Source organism: Flavobacterium niveum, from assembly GCF_055231775.1.
This window is the reverse complement of record NZ_JBUYSX010000001.1, coordinates 678,274-696,253: the sequence shown is the minus strand read 5'-3', so window position 1 is coordinate 696,253 and position 17,980 is coordinate 678,274. Positions and strand designations below refer to the sequence as shown.

Below are 17,980 nucleotides of genomic sequence, written 5' to 3'. Positions count from 1 at the left end.
ACCCTGGTAGTTTCTGTAAAGAGGTATTACACCTACAAAAAAAATAAAGCTATACTTAACAATAATGCTTGGTCATTAAGCCAAAAATGAATTTAATTTATTAAAGAAAGATAGTAAAATCTAATTTCCATTACCTACACCTTTATAAAAGATTCCTAATTGAATAAATAAACTTATTAATAAATTAAAAATTACAGACACCAAAGCGACATATATAAACTCAGAGAAAACTGCCTCGGTTTTACAGCAAAAATTAATCTTCTGAATCAAAGAATCTTTGCCTAAATACTCGCCAATCTCTTCACCGTGCTTTGATGATACCTCATATAATTCACATAGAGGGGACTTACAGCCAATAGGAAGTAAAATTTTTTCTTCATTATATGTGGTAGTTATGTATTTAGAATTAAATATTAAGAGAGCTACTGCAAATAAAACAGTTGAAATAAAACAAATCGCCACAAAAGTCATGATTTGCTTTTGAGCCTTAGATTGAATTTTTTCTTTGTAAATAAATGATATTATGATTATTGCCGATGCAATTACTTCACAGGTAGCTAATAGAATTGGTTTAGAAATATTAACCGGGTAAGTGTAACTAATAAAGCAAAGAATACCCGGTACTGTATAAATTATTCCCGTGATTGTCTTGAATAATACTGAGAAATTTTTCATCAATTAGGAAAACTGAAATTTATAATATTGTCTTGATCATATTTTGGCTTTAAGAGTATCGGGGGACTCAATGATTTTCCATTACGTATAAAAAAATAATAAGTTACATCTTTTATTTTAATGATTAAATCAGTTGGCCCTTCAGCTAATAAATAATTATTATCTAATTCTTTTAATTGATCAGCTGAAATATTTTTTAAATCTAAAGATTTGAAAAAATCGCTATCATCTAAATCATATTCATCCCTTGAAATTCTATAAATTGAACATCCTTTAGGAGACGATGATATTTTGACTCTTATCCACTTTACATCTTCTATATCCTTAATTTGAAAATCTAATGGACCTTCATAATCATCTGGATCTGCATCGCCCCCCTGTATGTCAATACTAATATTGTACTTATCGTTTCTCATCTTTTCCGGAAGGAAAAAATAGTAAGTATCCATATTAAGAAGGGTATCCCTTTTTCTTTCAAATCCCGTTAATGGAGTAAATAAAGCTCTTTTTCCTTTTACTTTATCAATAGATATATCAAATCCATTCGTTAAGGTAGGCAATTGAAGTTTTTTCTGTACACCGTACAAAACCAAAGCTCTCCAAGTTACTTGCTTTTCGATATTATCATTGCTTTTCGATTTAGAAAGTGTTAAACAACTTTCACTCAAACCAGGGAAAATAAAACCTGTTTTAGGATCATTTTTATCATAAAGCTCCCATGGATAAATGATTTTTTTTTCATACATCCCACCGTATGCTGTACGAAAATAAACCTCTAAGTCAATTTTCTGATTTTTATTTTCAGGAAACATCGTGACGCTATAGTTTTCTCCTTCAAACGGGGTTACTTTTTGTTGAGAGTTTATTTGTTCTATATTTTTATAAAACCAACTTTTGATACTTAAAGAGTCCGCCAAAACTTCTTCTCGTTGTTGTGAAAAGGCTAAACAACTTTTTAAAACAAATAATAGACTAAAAATAGATTTAAGCAAAATGCTATCGGTTATAGGCATAATTTTGTGCATGTGAAATCAGTGTTTAATTATTTCAATGGCAAATCATAGTAACTAATTAAATATCACAAAAATTAAGAAACGATAAGAGAATACAAAATACCCACTAATAGGTATTTTTCTAGTAATGAGAATATAAAAATTGACATTCACTTGCCAACAAGCACTCAACCTCAAAGCGAATTAGAAAAGATTCAACGGGCTTTCTGTAAAAATTAATATCCGTTCTAAAATGGAGTTATAAACGAATTCTTATAATTAGAAAAACCTTCCAAGTCCGCTTGGTTCCTTCTGTAAGAGCGTCTCCTGTCAACAAGCAATTTCAAGGTAATGCCTAAAATAAAAGCTATCCCACCTATAAATAATGAATTGTTATTTTATTGCAACCCATATTTCTATAGTTTATAAAAGAAATTACTAAAAAATTGTGAGGCCATACTTTTCAAATACAAAACAAAATATACCGATCCAGGTCAATTTATGAAACCATAAATTTAGGCACAGTATCACCATTTCCTGTTTTTACGTACACCTCGAATACGGCTATGATTAATCTCAACCATACCTGCTATAAGGTCGGCAGTGGCCTCTAAATGATATTTAACCAATGAATTTGGTATCCTTAATGTGAGGTATCCTTTTTTAAACGAAGCGTAAGTTCTATTCAGGTCACTCATCGCCTGCCTTGGATCAAAATTATGATGCAGCCCATCAACTTCTACATTTATCTTAGAACTTGGAATAGCAATATCGATTGTCTTATAGCCATCACACTTTTCCATTTCAGCATCCACTCCCCTTCTCCGCAAAGCAAAATAAAGCGCAATAGCTTCATCGGTGGCCGTTGTATAATCAAGTACGTCCCTAAACCAATATTGGCAATCCCGGCATAGAGGATGCCCAAGATGTTGAACCGAGTATGAAAATACCCGTTCTATGATGGTAATTTCGCATTCAATACAGTGATACATTCAGTTTAAATATGAAGTTCGCTTAGCACTATAATTCTTTTCTTAGTGTATTTTCAATTTGTTTTATCAGTTTCTCAAATTCTTCGTAGTAACCATTATTTTCTTCATTGTAAACTACACAGTCCCGTAGTCTGACATACTCAGGGTCGCTAGAATCAACTCCTTGTGCTAAAAAAGACAAATAATTAGTGATATGACGCACAAAATTATTTAGAAAGCGGTCAATGGCTAAACAATCATCTCTCATTTTGTCACCGAAAACAATCTCAATTTCAGGGAGGTAGCTTAAGAAAACGTTTCTGCATTCGGCAACGTATTTTAATCGATTTTCATAAATGTATTTATAGTTATCGTATCGTTCTTTCAAATCTCTCGATCTGTAATCATAATTTGGTAAAAACTCAGAAGTTGTAAATACGGACGATCTGGAATATTTAAACTTATCCCTAAGGTCGTACAACGATTTTAGCACCGACCGGCTTAACTCATACCTGTATTTTCCTTTGTGTTCCTTCTTCCACTTATTATAGCCATAAAAAGCAAAGAACGTACTGGTAATTGAGCCGACAATCAATATTATATCCTTAGTTAGTGTGAGGTCAAAAGTGTATTGACATTGCAATGGTGCCATAGCTATTTAAATATTATACAAGATCAAACATTTAACTTAAATTCTCTTTATACTAAAAATATTTATGTGATGCTTGTTTAATTTATTTTCAGTGAAGCTTCCGATATTGATTGTTTCTATGTTAATATGAAAGATAATTATTATTTGCACCCTCATATGATAATTGATTGATTTAGTTTTCGCTACTATATTTTATCTTTTTCATTTATTTTTATTCTACAACACCAGCACCAGTTAAAGAGTGATAAATGAAGGTGTTTGGTGTTTCGGTACCATCTAATCTACCTTCATCATTTAACCAAACTTGTCTCAAATCTTTGAAAAGTCTTACATCTAGCTTATAAAGCGCGTTTGGGTTATGAAAAACGGTAACACTTTCACCCCAATGCTCTCGATAAACACCTGGCTCTACATTATAGCTAAAATCTTTACCAGCTGAATTTTCGGTGGCATCATACATAAATCCTGTACGATTCATCACTATATTTTCTTTGGATATACCACTTTGATATCCCATTCTATTGAACTTGTGTAAATCGGCATTATTTGTAAATATTACAGCGCTAATATGTTCAACTCCTTCTTGCCCAAAAAAATTAGAGGGTATTTCTTTTTTAAAAAAATCATGTTTTTCGACTTTATGAATATCTTTGATGAATAAACCTTTGTCTGTAAATTCGGTTTCATATCTAAGTCCATATAAATATTCAATGATTTTAGCATCAGGTAGGAATTTTGCAAGATAATTATGAAAGGGAGATATAGCTATTACAAAAGGTTTTTCCTTTACCCAGTCAAGTTTCCAATATTCTTTATTTAACTTCGAAAATAATACGCTACCCATTCTAATGACGTAATAATCGATTAATTCTTTTTGTACATCCAAATCTTTTGTCTCAATCGCTTTTTTCAAAAAGTCTCTATCGTACTTATCGCCATCTTTTTCATTAGAAATACTTGCTTCTACAAAAATTTCAAGACCATTCTTTTTTAGATGAAAATCTGGTCTATCGTGCTGCTTAATAAATTCAAAACCATTTTCTTCAAATAATTTATATAGATATAATTCCCAAAGTCTGGCATCAAACCCTGTAGATTGAAATTGCTGAATAAAATTGCCGTCTTTATCGTCAAAATCTTCTGCAATCTTAATCACTATCTGTTTTGCCGCATCCATAGCTTTAAATTCATTGAGAAGCTTAAACGATTCGCTCAATTTTTCCTCTGATACGATACTTTTAAAAATGTCTTTCATATAATGTGGCTTATAACTTTAAATATTAGCATTATTGAGTAGCTTCCACAATTTCTATTACATTATTGATTTAAATATTATAATCTCAATTTCTGCTGCCAGTCAAATTCTAAGTATTTATTAACCTCTAAAAAGGATTTACCCAAATTATTTACCGACATTAAAAGTCTACAAGTTTGTATTTCACCTGATCCATCGATTATATACCGTAGTTCAGGAAGATTTGCTTTGTAATCTTCAAAGTCAATGACTGATCCACAATAAGTTTTTTCTTCGTCATCCCATATTCCATGATTTTCCTTAAAGTCATCATAATCTGACTCTTCGTAATAATTTTCATCAATTTCAAAATCGGCCCATGGGTAAAGCGTTTGCAAACTTTCAATTCCGCGAAAATGAATGTAGCTACTTTCACTAAGAGTTGAATCATTTCCATCATCATCTACATCTATTAACTTTACACTTGCGCGTCCAATAGATTTATTTACCCATTCTTCTATTTCAACAGCAATTGTTTTACCTTCTACTATATTTGTAATCATTTTTCTTTGTACTGCCAAACGCTGTAAACGTTGAAAATATAGGGGATACTTGTTCAAACCTTTGATTTTGTCCTTTGAACTTTCATTAAGAACTTGATAAGCCGGAACTTCAATCTTCCACCCACTTTTGGTTCTCGAAATTTTATCTTCCGTAATCGATTGCCAAATGGTAACTCCACTGGTTGGATTATGGAGTACTAAGAGAATTGGCAAACTATGAGTCAACCAGTAATCAAGGTGTATATTTGTACCTCTATATATTATATCACCTGTCAAAGTCTCGCTGAAATAACTTTCGCCTGTTTTTATCTGAATCCCAAATAACTGACCCGAAGGTTTTCCATTCACACTAATTTCTACTTCCATATCCAAGCCTACGTCCGATTGAAATATGGTACGGGGAATCCATTTAAAATCCTTCAGGAATATACGTTCAACTTCATTAACACCTATTCTTTCTGTCGGAGAAAATCTGCTCATTGTCTTAGAATCAATTTTATAATAGCATCAACATCTTTTCTAAAAATTCTGTCCTTTTCTCTTCCCAACGTGTTGTATTAATTGGAGACAATTCGAAATATGTTTCCAATTGTTCTTTCAAAGCATTAAGCTGTGCTTGATCATTAATCTTAAATCCTAATGAATTTGGAAATACTCCTTTTACATCTTTAAACTCAAAAGGAGGAATTAATATTGGGATTTGTTTATTTGATTTAATCCAAATTGCCCCCATTTCACAAAGACATACAGGGCTTTTATAAAAATTTTCACTTAACATAAACAGTGCGAAAACATCCTTACCATTAAGTTCAGCTTTGAGAGTTTCAAATATGTCTGTTCCTAAACTGACTCCGTAGGCTGGATGTGAAGAGTAAAAAATTGCATTCGAAGCTACGCCAATATACTCAAGTAAATCAATTAATGGCCTAATTTTTTTATCATCAACGTTAGCATGAGATATAAATAATTTCTTCATCGGGTTCTTTATCGTATTATTAAATTCTTCTTCAAAAGGCAACAAGTCCGTGCTTCGGCTACTACCAGCTGTGCTGATTGCGGTACGCAGATGATTTAATTTTTGCGAGAGCTTAGATATAAGTTCATCTCGTAAAGATTGAAATGTTCCTGGAGTAACATAAACATTTCCTAAATAATTTACCCCAGAAAACATTCTATACAATTGTTTTTGAACGAACGCTTTACTTAGAATGTCAGTAGTCCTTTCATCCCAATTTTCGAATCTAGTCATTAAGAGTTGTAGTTCGCGAAGATTAGTAAGACTATCTATTTCGGACTGAATAGTACTTCCCTGATCTTGCATACTTTGTAATATAGCAATAATTCTATCTTGTAGTGGCATTAGTTAAATTCTTATATTGGAGTAATGTAAATATATATGCTAATTTGCTATGTGCAAGAAGTAAAAATACCTGTTTTAAAGAAATGTTAAAATACCCACTAATAGGTATTTTCAGCGCATAAAAAAGATGCTTGCGCATCCTCCGAACTGATAAAACTTTAAAACATTGCAATACTTAGTGTAGTTTTTACTCAACTATTACCTATCTTACATTGGCCAACAAAGTAATTTCCAAAAGCACTAATATGAAAGTTCTCTGAAGGATTAAAATTTGCACTAATTTCTAAATCCAAATTTACTGATTTGTCATCATCAGCGTCTTCATTAATATCAGCCGAGTGAGATCCTTGATCAATCTCAACATCCGGTTCTTGATATTTTACCAATCCTAAGGCAACAAAATTATCAATGTAGATTTTAGTAAAATCATCATTAAGACCGAAATGATTTTTAAGCTCATCAAAACTGATAACTATTTCAAATATATTTATATCTTTTTCTGTGTATTTGTTATCATATAATTGTAGTAACCTTGCTAGTTTCGTTTGCTTTTGTACATAGATATCTTCATAAATATAATCTAACATCTTCACTTCAAGAGATGAAAGGGAAGAAAGAGTATTTATCAAGCGTGGTTCCAGACCACTTTCGGGGCTAGTCGCCATACTTGCAATGAGATTTGCCCATTTCTCTTGTAATGTCTCATCTTCTTCAACAGAAGATTTTTCAATTAGAGGAACAATAGTTTTAAGATTAAATTCCCTGATTTCCATTCCATTGGTCTCCAAAAGTTCTCTAGTCTTGTTGAAAATTTTGATTTGGTTTCTTAATCTCCTATATCTAATATTATCTGCAAATAATTCACCAAACTCTTTCATTGACTGTCCAAAAAGTTTCGCCACGAGTCTTTCAGTTTTGTCAAGTATCTGCTTTGGTAAATTTAAACTATCAATTATATCTTTCATTAGAAAAAATGATATCAGATCTTATTTTTATTCAAAAAGCGGTGAATCAAAAAAATCAGTCAGATTCATATCAATCATTTTACAGAATTTTTTCACAGTGTGAATTGTGATTCCCCTATTACCCTCCTTATCTTCCCAACGACTTATTGCTTGTCTATCTATTGCATGCTCTTTAGCAAATTGACTCTGAGTCAATCCAGTAGCCACTCTTAGATCTTCTATTCTCTGAGCTATAGCATTTTTAAGGATTATATCTTCGGCCGTGAGTTTTGCCATACTGCAATTTTGTTATATTCCTTAAAAAATATGTCATCCACTTGGATTACAATTCTTAATTCGCTACTTTTGATTAATTATAATATATTTGCGATTCTTCATATTACTATTTGAAGCATTCGCTTTGAATCCCGACTTGAAAACTGGAAATTTTGTAGCAACGGGAAGATAAGTGTAAATGCTCACGCCATATGGCGTGGGCTCACTTATTGTTGCCAGGTATTCCAGTACCTCAAGTCGATAAGTTGAGTTTAAACCCACGCCTCCTTTTTAGGAAACTTTTTTCTCAGCTTAAATTCTTAGCGTTTTACTTCTTTTATTTCAGCATTGGTTTCGCTTTCAGTGTATATAACTTTTTTTATTCGGATAGATATTACCTGGCCTGCACTGATTTTCTTGGGGTTAGTTAGGCAGGTCAGGTTATTTTAAATAAAAAAGCCCGCTGCGTAGTTTGGCGACAGGCAGCGGGTTTAGACTAATAAAACCGTTTGTTTCATTTAATCTTAACCAATGTTATGAAATTTATTTCAATGGGCAATGGGCTGAGGGTGCTTTTCTATGCTTGTAGTTTAGCAGCCTTTCCCTGTACTGCATCAGCCCGCGCACATGCCTCACCCACTGGTGTGGCTTATTTTCAACAAACCATTTCCGGTACAGTTTCAGACAGCTCCGGTCCGTTTCCGGGGGTTACCATCACGGTAAAAGGGTTTACCCGGACGGCTATTTCCGACACAGGGGGCAGGTTCTCAATCGAAGCATCATCCGGGGAGGTATTGGTGTTCTCTTATATGGGGTACAAAAATGCAGAAGTCACCATAAGGGATCAAACCACTGTAAACATAACCCTGCAGGAAGAGGCCACACAATTAGAGGAAGTAACCGTTAACGCAGGCTACTATTCGGTAAAGCAAAAGGAAGCTACGGGAAGCATCAGTCGCATTACGGCAAAGGACATCGCAACCCAGCCGGTCACAAACATGCTCGCTACTATGCAGGGGCGCATGCCGGGTGTAAACGTTACCCAGACAACCGGGCTGCCCGGAGGGGGCTTTGACATCCAGATAAGGGGGCGCAACAGCATAAGGGCACTGGGCAACAGCCCACTCTACATTATTGACGGTGTACCCTACTCCTCTGAGCCAATCGGCAATGGCAGTACCAACGCGGTACTGCCCAACAGCGGTAGCCCCCTTAACAGCATCAACCCGGCCGACATAGAGAGTATCGAAGTCTTGAAAGATGCCGATGCCACTGCCATTTACGGCTCACGTGGTGCCAACGGTGTGGTGTTGGTATCCACCAAAAGGGGAAAAACCGGCAAAACGCGTTTTTCAGCATCGTATTCCCAGGGTGTAGGCAGGGTCACCCGTTTTATGGACATGCTAAACACCGGGCAGTACCTACAGATGCGTGAGCAGGCGTTCGCCAACGACGGTATATCCTATGGCGCAACGGACTATGATGTAAACGGCACCTGGGACCGTGGGCGTTACACCGACTGGCAGAAAAAACTGCTCGGTGGGGTATCCGATATTTACAACACCCGGCTTTCTGCCTCCGGTGGATCAGAAGCGACACAGTTCCTTTTTTCGGGTACCTACTACAAAGAAGGGACCGTATTCCTGGGTGACTTTGGATATTCCAAATACAGCGGCAGGCTACAGCTCAGCCACCAGTCCGCAGACAAGCGCTTCCGCCTCAATGTAACGGCTGGATATACCCTTCAGGATAACGACCTGCCTGCAGACGACCCCACCCTGGCCGCAACCAAACTGGCACCAAACGCCCCGGAGCTCTACGACAGCCAGGGCAACATTAACTGGGCAGGCAGTACTTGGGAAAACCCCTTGGGAAACCTCAGGGCCAGCTTTTTGGCAAAGACAAATGACTTTATCGCCAATACCTTTGTTTCCTACCAGTTGATAAAGGATTTTGAAGCGCGTTTAAGTGCGGGCTATACCGACACGCGCCACGGTGAGTCAAGGGCGACGCCTTCAACCATGTACGACCCGATATGGGAACTGGGCAGTGAATCCTCATCAATATTCCAGAATACAACCTCACGGCAATCCTACATCCTGGAGCCACAGCTCAACTGGAAACACCAATACAGCAAATTGAAGGTGGAAACCCTTACAGGTGCAAGTTTCCAACACCAGCAAACCGGACAGTTGCTCCAATACGGAAGTGGGTTCGCCAGCAACAGCCTGCTCTACAACCTCGCCTCTGCCTATACAACCGTAGTACTGGGACAGTCAGATACGGAATACCGCTACCAAGCCTTTTTCGGCAGGGTAAACCTTAATTGGGACGGTAAATACATAATGAACTTCACCGGGCGCAGGGACGGATCAAGCCGCTTCGGACCCGGCCGGCAGTTTGCCAATTTTGGCGCCGTGGGCGCAGCATGGCTATTCTCGGGCGAGAACCTTATTGCCAGCCGTCTTCCTGCAATAAGCCTTGGCAAAATAAGGGTCAGTTACGGGACTACCGGAAGCGACCAGATTGGGGATTACCAATACCTGGATACCTACACGGTATCGGGAAATAATTACGGGGGCATTAGCGGGTTACAACCATCCAGGCTCTATAATCCTTATTTTGGCTGGGAGGTCAATAAAAAGTTCGAGGCTGGCCTTGAGCTGGGATTATTTAGGGACAGGATAGTACTTAATGCGGGCTGGTACAGCAATACCTCCTCAAGCCAACTCGTAGGCATTCCCCTTGCCGCTACCGCAGGATTCTCATCGGTACAGTCAAACCTGGATGCAAAAGTCCGCAATACCGGGTTGGAATTATCGTTGCAAACCCTGAACATTCAGGGCGCAGGCTTTAGCTGGACAACGACCGTTAACTTCACTAAAGCCCGAAATCGCCTTGTGGAATTTCCTAACCTGGCAGGTTCGTCCTACCGCAATAGCTACATTATAGGGCAATCCCTGAACATCGTACGCCTATATCAGGCAAAAGGGGTCAACCCGGAAACAGGTATATACGAATTTACCGACTTCAACGGTGATGGTATCATTACAGCCGAGGGCGATAGGAAAGCCTATGCAGACCTCAGCCCTAAATTCTTCGGTGGCCTGCAAAATACCCTTACCTACAAAGGCATTGGCATTAGTTTCCTGTGGCAGTTCGTCAAACAGGATAACTACAACCAGTGGGTTACCTCCGACCTTCCCGGGACAATGGTCAACCAGCCCGCCGGTATTCTGGACCGCTGGCAGCAAGCAGGCCAACAAGCTGGTTTTCAAAAATACACAACGGGTCTGGACCAGCAGCTTACAAATGCCTTTTATCAGTTTACATCCAGTACCGCAGCGGTAACAGATGCCTCTTACATCCGTCTTAAAAATATCTCGCTTTCCTATACCCTGCCAAAACGCTGGTTGCCCAAACTGGACTGTAGCCTTACTATAGAAGGCCAAAACCTGCTTACCCTGACCTCCTACGGCGGCCGTGATCCCGAATTTACATCGCCCAACTACCTGCCGCCACTTAAAGTGCTGACAACCGGGATACAAATCAACTTTTAAATCACTGTATTATGATACGCTTTAGAAAAATAGTTACAAGACCATTCACACCTCACAGCCACGGGAACATCCTCTGGCTATACCTCTTGCTGTCCTTACTCTGTACCGCCTGCAACGACTATCTTGATGTCGGGCTGCCATCTTCCCAGCTTACCAGAACAGCTGTTTTTAACGACAGTACCACTGCCACGGCAGCCTTGCTCGATGTCTATGCACGCATGCGTGACACGGGCATGTTTGCCGGCACGGCGCAGGGTATTTCCGCAGAACTTGGTTTATACGCTGATGAACTGGATTATTATGGTTCACCTACCTACTTTGCCATACATTTTTACAACAACGCACTTGTAGCTTCAACCCCGCAGGTAAACTCATGGTGGTCGGCAGCCTATGGACAAATCTACGCCTTAAACGCCTTAATAGAAGGCCTCGCGGCCTCACCGGCTCTTTCACAGGATGAGAAGGATCAGCTTACCGGTGAAGCACTGTTCCTGAGGGCTTTTATTCATTTCCACCTTGAAAACCTGTATGGTGACGTCCCCTATATTAAGACTACGGATTACAGGCAGAATACAGCGGCAGCACGGGTGCCTGGTCCGGAAGTCTACAACTTTATTAAAACAGACTTAGAAAAAGCCATTCTGTTTTTAGGCGACGGCTATCCCGGGCAGGAGCGCATAAGGGTAAACAGGCAGGCTGCAAGGGCATTATTGGCCAGGGTTTGTTTGTACAACGCCCAGTGGGCTGAAGCGTCAAACCTTGCTTCGGCAGTAATCAACGACGGAAATACCTATCAGCTTACAGAACCGGAATTGGCCTATCTCAAAGGCAGCCCATCAGCCATATGGCAGTTTATGCCAAAGACACCGGGTAAAAATACTGATGAAGGTGCAACATTCATTTTCACCCAGGGACCTCCCGCTTTTGTTGCCCTGAACAATGGGCTGCTTAACAGTTTTGAGCAGGGAGACCTGCGCAAAGAAAATTGGGTAAAACAGGTGACCGGTAATGTAGAATTCTGGAGCCATTCATTTAAATACAGGGAAAAATTTACAACGGACAGCACACAGGAATATACTATCATTTTGGGGCTGGCTGAGCAATTTTTGATAAGGGCCGAGGCCCGTGCCCGGCAAGGCGAACTCTCCGGTGCAGTAGAAGACCTTAATACCATACGCCAAAGAGCAGGTTTACCGGACACAACGGCGGCCAGCCAACAGGAAATCGTTGCCGCCATACTACAGGAACGCCGCGCGGAACTCTTTACCGAATTCGGCCACAGGTTTTTTGACCTTAAACGCAACGATCTACTTGACAATGCGTTGGGCAGTAAACCGGGATGGCAGGCTACCGACAGCAGGCTGCCCGTGCCTGAAGCGCAATTGGTAATTAACCCTAACCTGGCACCACAAAATGCCGGTTACTAAGCCATTTATCATGATTCCACGATTATTATCCCTGATAGCATTTCTGATGGTATATCCGCTTTGGGCACAGGAACGGGAAAAAACCTTGGTTACACCCGTGGATTATGCCATGTGGGGCATTCCGGGATTGCCTAAACTTGACCTATCGGGTGATTGGGTTTCTTTTCAGCTGCGTTATCCCTCCGGGGCCGATACCTTGCGCATCACACGTGCCGATGGCAGCAAAAGCTACAATCTGCCCGGCGCCTCCGACATGCAATTCAGTAAAACCGGATGGGCGGGTTACTTCTTAGGGCAAACACTGTGCCTCATCAACCCGGAAACCGGCATGAACTACCCCATTGGGGAAGCAATAAGTTATAACTTCTCACACAATGGGAATCACTGTCTGTACGTCACACAGCACAATGACCGACAACAGCTTAGATACATTGACCTGAACACGTCAGCCGTCACTTCGATTGGCGAAGCGCGAACATATAGTTATAACGAAAAAGCAGATGCAGTGCTATATACGGCAGGCAGTGGTATCGATGCCCTTAGGATTTTCAGGTTCGGAAAAAACTCCGACGAACCGGTAATCGGCGTGGGAATGAAGCAAATTACTGGCATAACATGGAGTAGCGACGGAAAAGGTTTTGCATTCCTTCAAATCGGGGAAGATCAGGCTGCCACGGGCGCAGTGGGATACTATGATTTGGCTAAAGGCAAAGCCTTCTTTCTCAAGCTTGGGGATCATGCGGCCCTGTCAGATAAAGCCCTTACCCTTGACTACAAACCCATAAAGATATCGGAAGATAACTCCAAAATCTTTTTTGAAGTCTACACCCCGCGTGCGGCACCATTACCCGATAGCCCCCAGGTCTGGAATGCAGGGACCAAAGAAATCTTCCCTGCCGGGCAACGTAAAAAGCAGGGCATACAAAATAAACAGATGCTGGTTTGGTGGCCAAAAAAAAATAGATGGAGGCCCCTTACCGACAACACCTTCACGGCCGTTGCCCTTTCCGGGGACCAAAACTATGCGATACTTTGGAACCCGCTTCAAAATGAACCAAATCCCAACCTAAATGCTCCCAATGACTATTATCTGGCACATTTGGAAACAGGAAGCAAAGAGTTACTACTGGCAGGGCATTCCCCTTCGCAAATAACCATCCTCCCGTCGCCGGGTGGGCGTTACATCGCGTATTTTAGCAAAAAGCATTGGTGGGTCTATGACATACGTAACCGCACGCATACCTGTCTCACAGCTACTATTAAGCAGCCCTTCCACAAGGAGGATTTCGACTGGCCGGAAGAAGCACCTCCTTATGGAAATCCGGGCTGGACAGAAAATGACACACATATTTTACTGTATGATAAATACGATATATGGAGAATAACGCCCGATGGGAAACAGGCAACAAGATTGACAAACGGACGGGATGCGCAGGAAATATTTCGTCTTTGTCCTGCAACCGCCCAGGCAAGAAAAGCCAATTTTGACGGGTTGCAAATTGGCTCATTCAGCCGGTCGTTTCTTTTAATGCGTGGAAAGACGTCACATCAGACGGGATACTACCGCTTGGATTCTGGTGGGACGCTGGATACCGTACTCGTTCGAAATTCAGAGCTCAGGCACGAAGTGGTATCAGCAACAGGCACACTGGCAGTAATCGAACAGGATGTTGATATCCCCCCACAAATTATTATCAAAAAGCCCGGTAAAATTCCCTTTGTCATCCCTAATAATGATCCACATGAAAAATTTCTGTTTGGTACAATGAAGGTAATCGAGTATGAAGGCGTTGATAACATAAAACTAAAGGGATTATTGTACTTCCCTGATGGGTACGATCCCAAAATACACTACCCCATGATTGTGCATATTTACCAGAAACAGTCCTTCGAAAATCAGCTCTACACAGTTCCGAGCCTGTATAATCCCACGGGTTTCAACATCCGCCACCTCACAGCATCAGGCTATTTTGTGCTTTTGCCTGACATCAATTACAACATGGGAGAACCCGGAGAGTCAGCGCTGAAATGCGTAAGGGCAGCAGTCAGGGAATCCTTCAGCCAGGGCAGCATCGACCCCGGCAGCTTAGGTTTGATAGGTCATTCGTTTGGCGGTTACGAAACAAATTATATCATAAGCCGGACCGATATGTTTAAGGCTGCGGTAAGCGGATCGGCAATAAACGACCTTACCAGTTTTTATCATTATGTTGTACCGGTTGTGGAGCGGCCGAATTTTTGGCACCTTGAATTCGGCCAGTTTCGTATGGCAAGCTCCTATGCTGAAAATACACAGGGATATCTCGACAACTCACCGCTTTATCATGTTGTTGGGATTAATACCCCACTGCTTTGCTGGGCAGGTAAAAACGACAACCAGGTGCATTACTTTCAGATGCTTTCCCTCCACCTCGCATTACGGAGACTGGGAAAGCAGAACTATGCATTATTGTACGAGGGACAGGGCCACCTGCTTTCTGATCCCCAATACCAAAGTGACCTTACCCTAAAAATCAGCGACTGGTTTGGCTATTACCTTAAAGCAATGCCAATGCCTCGGTGGATGGACGGGCAATAAAAAGCGAAATGCAGTTCTTTTGAACTGCATTTCATGTTTATGGGCTTTATTCCTCAATAGGTATCCTATATAGGGCCTGCTCACATTTGCCTCCGACCATACCCCAAACCTGGGCACCACTGTCGTAATTAAACGTACAAAGATGGCCACTGTTTTCAGTTTGGCAATCCCTGGGGGAGTTGCAGATAGTAGCCGCCGGGTTTCCCTTTACATAGCCAAGCTGCACCGGTAGCGCTCTTTGACTGGCGTTAACCTGACGGGAAACAAACGCACCTGAAACTGCAAGGGCAAATGCGCCAACAGACAGCACCTGCTTTAAAATAATTGTTTTCATAATTTAAAAAATTTAATGGTTGTTGCCTACTCTGTCACAGGTTTTCAGCACTCCCCTGATACCGGCCGTATATTTTTACTGCAATTGCAGGGACTCCTTAAAAAGTCCCGGATAGAGTTTATAATCAACAAGTCTGGTCCCGATCAATCCATATAAATGATTGTCTTTGACAATGAAAGCCCGCATTTTTTTTCCATTAATGTGATAGACGTAAAAACTGGACAAGTACCTCGCGGAAGCTATATGGTAAATATCCACCACAGACGCTTGTTCCCATGTGGTTGGGGACTCATAACGGCTGCGCATAACAGAATTCACATAGAGATACCCCTCGTTGGCATATGCCATTTTATTTACATCTACAGGTGGTGCGGCAAGTTTCGACTCCCATCTGCTTTTGACATACGCAACCTTTAAAATAGCCTTACTTATGGTGTCTATGGTAGTGCCTGTTCTGTATGTTGAAAGCCGTTTGTCGGTTATTATATATTGGTTTCTGTAATAGTACAAATAGCTAACGACCCCGCTGTCCTCGTCATATTGTAACGTACCGTCAACATCAAAAACACCGTCAATCTGCCACTGCAACAATCCGGGTTTGAAAACCACCTTCCCTGAGCTAAAATCAAGTATTCCTAAAACACTTTTATTATCCGAACCGAACGCCCTAAAGACCAGTGACTCTGAATTTAAGACCCTGCTTTGTGAAAAATGCTGCCTTCCCTGCCAGGCGAAACGGGCCTTAAAATCATTAAGGGTTCCTTCTAATACAACAGGCACAGTACCGTCAACAACATAGAACCTGTCTCCAAGCACCTGAAGTTGTGGCGACCTGAAGTGTAGGTCATTATCAGGAAAGGCAATCTCATATGCCGATTTACTTATCAACATTGAATCTAAGACGGTCAAAAGTGCCGGCGCGGTACTGTTACCCAAATACAATTTCCCCCTGTCAAAACCTGAGAAATAAAAGGAATTGTAACCCAGGTCAATTTCCCTGACTTTCTCAGGATTGTTTGGCAGCCTCCTGATAAAATTATTACGGTTGTGGATAAGGTGGCCAGAAGAAATATGCAGGAATGTAACCACTCCAATACCGGTCATCGTAAGGAAGACAAGCAAAATAATGCGCCGTTTGTACGGGCTTCTGAGATACCCCTCACCAATTTTAGTATCACTTAAAAAAATTGCGAAAGCACCCAGGGCGATAAAAATAACATTAAAGATAAAATGGTCTTCCCAACGCATTTTCTCTAAAATACCTCCACAGCCGCATGGAACGTAACTGCTGAAATGAAGTACTGTGAAAATATAGGTACTGAAGACCACCATAAGGGTAAAAGAAGCATACAACCCATACAGCCGTAACGGGGCAAAGGCCAATAGGATAGATATGAGGATTTCCAGAGCGGGTACCCCCCAGGTGATCCAGCCTGTAAAAGCACTAAGCAGTGGCGACTGCCCTAACTGGACCTGGAAATTATCATAATCCAATAATTTACTGACAGCAGCGTAGACAAACAATACGATATGCGCATAAGAGATGATGATCGTAACTACAGGCTTTATATTGGTTGGAAGTTTCATTTACCGTGTCATTTAGTTTGGGCAAGATAACCCCATTCTTCAGGCGAAGTATTTGAAAAATCAAACATAAAAAATTGATTTTCAAGCATTTTTAAAAAATAAAAGTGGGCGATGATTTTACCATCGCCCACTTGTAATTCATGTTCTGAAACTTAATTTTTTTTATCGTCCTGCGCAAGTTTGGACAGCTTGCCATTCAGTTCTGCCAAACCTGATTTTTCCAGAAAATCCTGGGCCACCGCCTCAAGCTCTGCCCTGCCCTCCCCCGGTAAATTTTCAAGCAAAATCCGGGTCGAGACTTCCTGCTTATCACCAATGGAACCGGAAATAATCTGGTTCAAAAGCAATGCATTTTTCCTTGTTATGCGCAAATCAATCTTCACCGGATCGTTCATACCGGGGATACTTAAAATCGTATCAAATACCTTAGCCACATCATGCTCTGTCATAATCGTACGGAATTAAATTAGTAATCATTTAATGCAAAGTTACATACTGAATGCCAAACGATCATCTCCAAAATTTGTAGTTGATTGCACGGTCAAAATGCCTGGGCTAACTTCGTAATAGGATTTCAAAAAGCAATGTTTAAGCCTGCCATACACGGGCTGGTTGAGAAGACAGACGAACCGTTCCTTGCCGCATAACCTTCGCCGGGGCTTCAGGACATGCGGCGGCAGAAGGTTGCAACCAAATCCCGGACAGGCTGATAAACCAGCCCGTCCTCTAAAGAGCCTTGTATTCTTAAAGGACTTATGGTATGCAACGTAAGACGCCCTGATGTTTTAGGATTTTTACAGAGATTGCCTCCCCTGGCGCAATCGGCA

15 protein-coding genes are annotated in these 17,980 nt (G+C 40.6%); 3 read left to right on the top strand and 12 right to left on the bottom strand.

The annotated features are described in order from the left end of the window. Nucleotides 1–120: 120 nt before the first annotated feature. The 9 genes from ACZIX4_RS02875 to ACZIX4_RS02835 all read right to left on the bottom strand — a co-directional run bounded on the left by ACZIX4_RS02875 (nucleotide 121) and on the right by ACZIX4_RS02835 (nucleotide 7,688). Nucleotides 121–675: a hypothetical protein gene (locus ACZIX4_RS02875; protein ID WP_463334102.1), complete on the bottom strand. Its 555-nt coding sequence runs from the start codon at nucleotides 673–675 to the stop codon at nucleotides 121–123. Continuing rightward, nucleotides 675–1,700 (bottom strand): hypothetical protein, encoded by a 1,026-nt coding sequence (locus tag ACZIX4_RS02870; RefSeq protein ID WP_463334101.1) that lies wholly within the window; start codon nucleotides 1,698–1,700, stop codon nucleotides 675–677. Before ACZIX4_RS02870 ends, ACZIX4_RS02875 begins: the two co-directional genes overlap by 1 nt. Nucleotides 1,701–2,194: 494 nt before the next feature. Then, on the bottom strand, nucleotides 2,195–2,659 hold the full coding sequence (locus tag ACZIX4_RS02865; RefSeq protein WP_463334100.1) for a DUF559 domain-containing protein: 465 nt from the start codon (nucleotides 2,657–2,659) through the stop codon (nucleotides 2,195–2,197). Between the two features lie 28 nt (nucleotides 2,660–2,687). Continuing rightward, nucleotides 2,688–3,290, bottom strand: a complete 603-nt coding sequence (locus tag ACZIX4_RS02860; protein WP_463334099.1) for a hypothetical protein — start codon at nucleotides 3,288–3,290, stop codon at nucleotides 2,688–2,690. Between the two features lie 211 nt (nucleotides 3,291–3,501). Then, nucleotides 3,502–4,545 carry a hypothetical protein gene (locus ACZIX4_RS02855; protein WP_463334098.1) on the bottom strand — a complete coding sequence of 348 codons (1,044 nt, stop codon included), beginning with the start codon at nucleotides 4,543–4,545 and terminating at the stop codon, nucleotides 3,502–3,504. A 77-nt stretch (nucleotides 4,546–4,622) separates the two neighbouring features. Then, nucleotides 4,623–5,567 carry a DUF4365 domain-containing protein gene (locus ACZIX4_RS02850; protein WP_463334097.1) on the bottom strand — a complete coding sequence of 315 codons (945 nt, stop codon included), beginning with the start codon at nucleotides 5,565–5,567 and terminating at the stop codon, nucleotides 4,623–4,625. A 16-nt stretch (nucleotides 5,568–5,583) separates the two neighbouring features. Beyond that, a complete protein-coding gene (locus ACZIX4_RS02845) occupies nucleotides 5,584–6,447 on the bottom strand; it encodes a hypothetical protein (RefSeq protein WP_463334096.1) in 864 nt (287 codons plus the stop codon). Nucleotides 6,448–6,638: 191 nt separating this feature from the next. After that, nucleotides 6,639–7,412, bottom strand: a complete 774-nt coding sequence (locus ACZIX4_RS02840) for an Abi-alpha family protein (protein WP_463334095.1) — start codon at nucleotides 7,410–7,412, stop codon at nucleotides 6,639–6,641. Nucleotides 7,413–7,439: 27 nt separating this feature from the next. Then, nucleotides 7,440–7,688 (bottom strand): helix-turn-helix transcriptional regulator, encoded by a 249-nt coding sequence (locus ACZIX4_RS02835; protein WP_463334094.1) that lies wholly within the window; start codon nucleotides 7,686–7,688, stop codon nucleotides 7,440–7,442. A 515-nt stretch (nucleotides 7,689–8,203) separates the two neighbouring features. Here ACZIX4_RS02835 and ACZIX4_RS02830 point away from each other — a divergent pair. The 3 genes from ACZIX4_RS02830 (at nucleotide 8,204) to ACZIX4_RS02820 (ending at nucleotide 15,232) form a co-directional block, all read left to right on the top strand. Beyond that, the gene (locus ACZIX4_RS02830; protein ID WP_463334093.1) at nucleotides 8,204–11,227 is read left to right on the top strand and encodes a SusC/RagA family TonB-linked outer membrane protein; all 3,024 of its coding nucleotides are present in this window, start codon (nucleotides 8,204–8,206) and stop codon (nucleotides 11,225–11,227) included. Between the two features lie 86 nt (nucleotides 11,228–11,313). Further along, complete coding sequence (locus ACZIX4_RS02825; RefSeq protein WP_463334092.1) at nucleotides 11,314–12,654, top strand: RagB/SusD family nutrient uptake outer membrane protein; 1,341 nt, start codon at nucleotides 11,314–11,316, stop codon at nucleotides 12,652–12,654. Next, a complete protein-coding gene (locus ACZIX4_RS02820) occupies nucleotides 12,641–15,232 on the top strand; it encodes a S9 family peptidase (protein ID WP_463334091.1) in 2,592 nt (863 codons plus the stop codon). Before ACZIX4_RS02825 ends, ACZIX4_RS02820 begins: the two co-directional genes overlap by 14 nt. A 46-nt stretch (nucleotides 15,233–15,278) precedes the next feature. Here the strand turns inward: ACZIX4_RS02820 and ACZIX4_RS02815 are convergent, their stop codons facing one another. The 3 genes from ACZIX4_RS02815 to ACZIX4_RS02805 form a co-directional block, all read right to left on the bottom strand. Then, the gene (locus tag ACZIX4_RS02815; RefSeq protein ID WP_463334090.1) at nucleotides 15,279–15,566 is read right to left on the bottom strand and encodes a hypothetical protein; all 288 of its coding nucleotides are present in this window, start codon (nucleotides 15,564–15,566) and stop codon (nucleotides 15,279–15,281) included. A 75-nt stretch (nucleotides 15,567–15,641) separates the two neighbouring features. Next, the gene (locus ACZIX4_RS02810) at nucleotides 15,642–17,153 is read right to left on the bottom strand and encodes a MauE/DoxX family redox-associated membrane protein (protein WP_463334089.1); all 1,512 of its coding nucleotides are present in this window, start codon (nucleotides 17,151–17,153) and stop codon (nucleotides 15,642–15,644) included. Between the two features lie 152 nt (nucleotides 17,154–17,305). Next, a complete protein-coding gene (locus ACZIX4_RS02805; RefSeq protein ID WP_463334088.1) occupies nucleotides 17,306–17,602 on the bottom strand; it encodes a hypothetical protein in 297 nt (98 codons plus the stop codon). Between the last annotated feature and the right edge of the window lie 378 nt (nucleotides 17,603–17,980).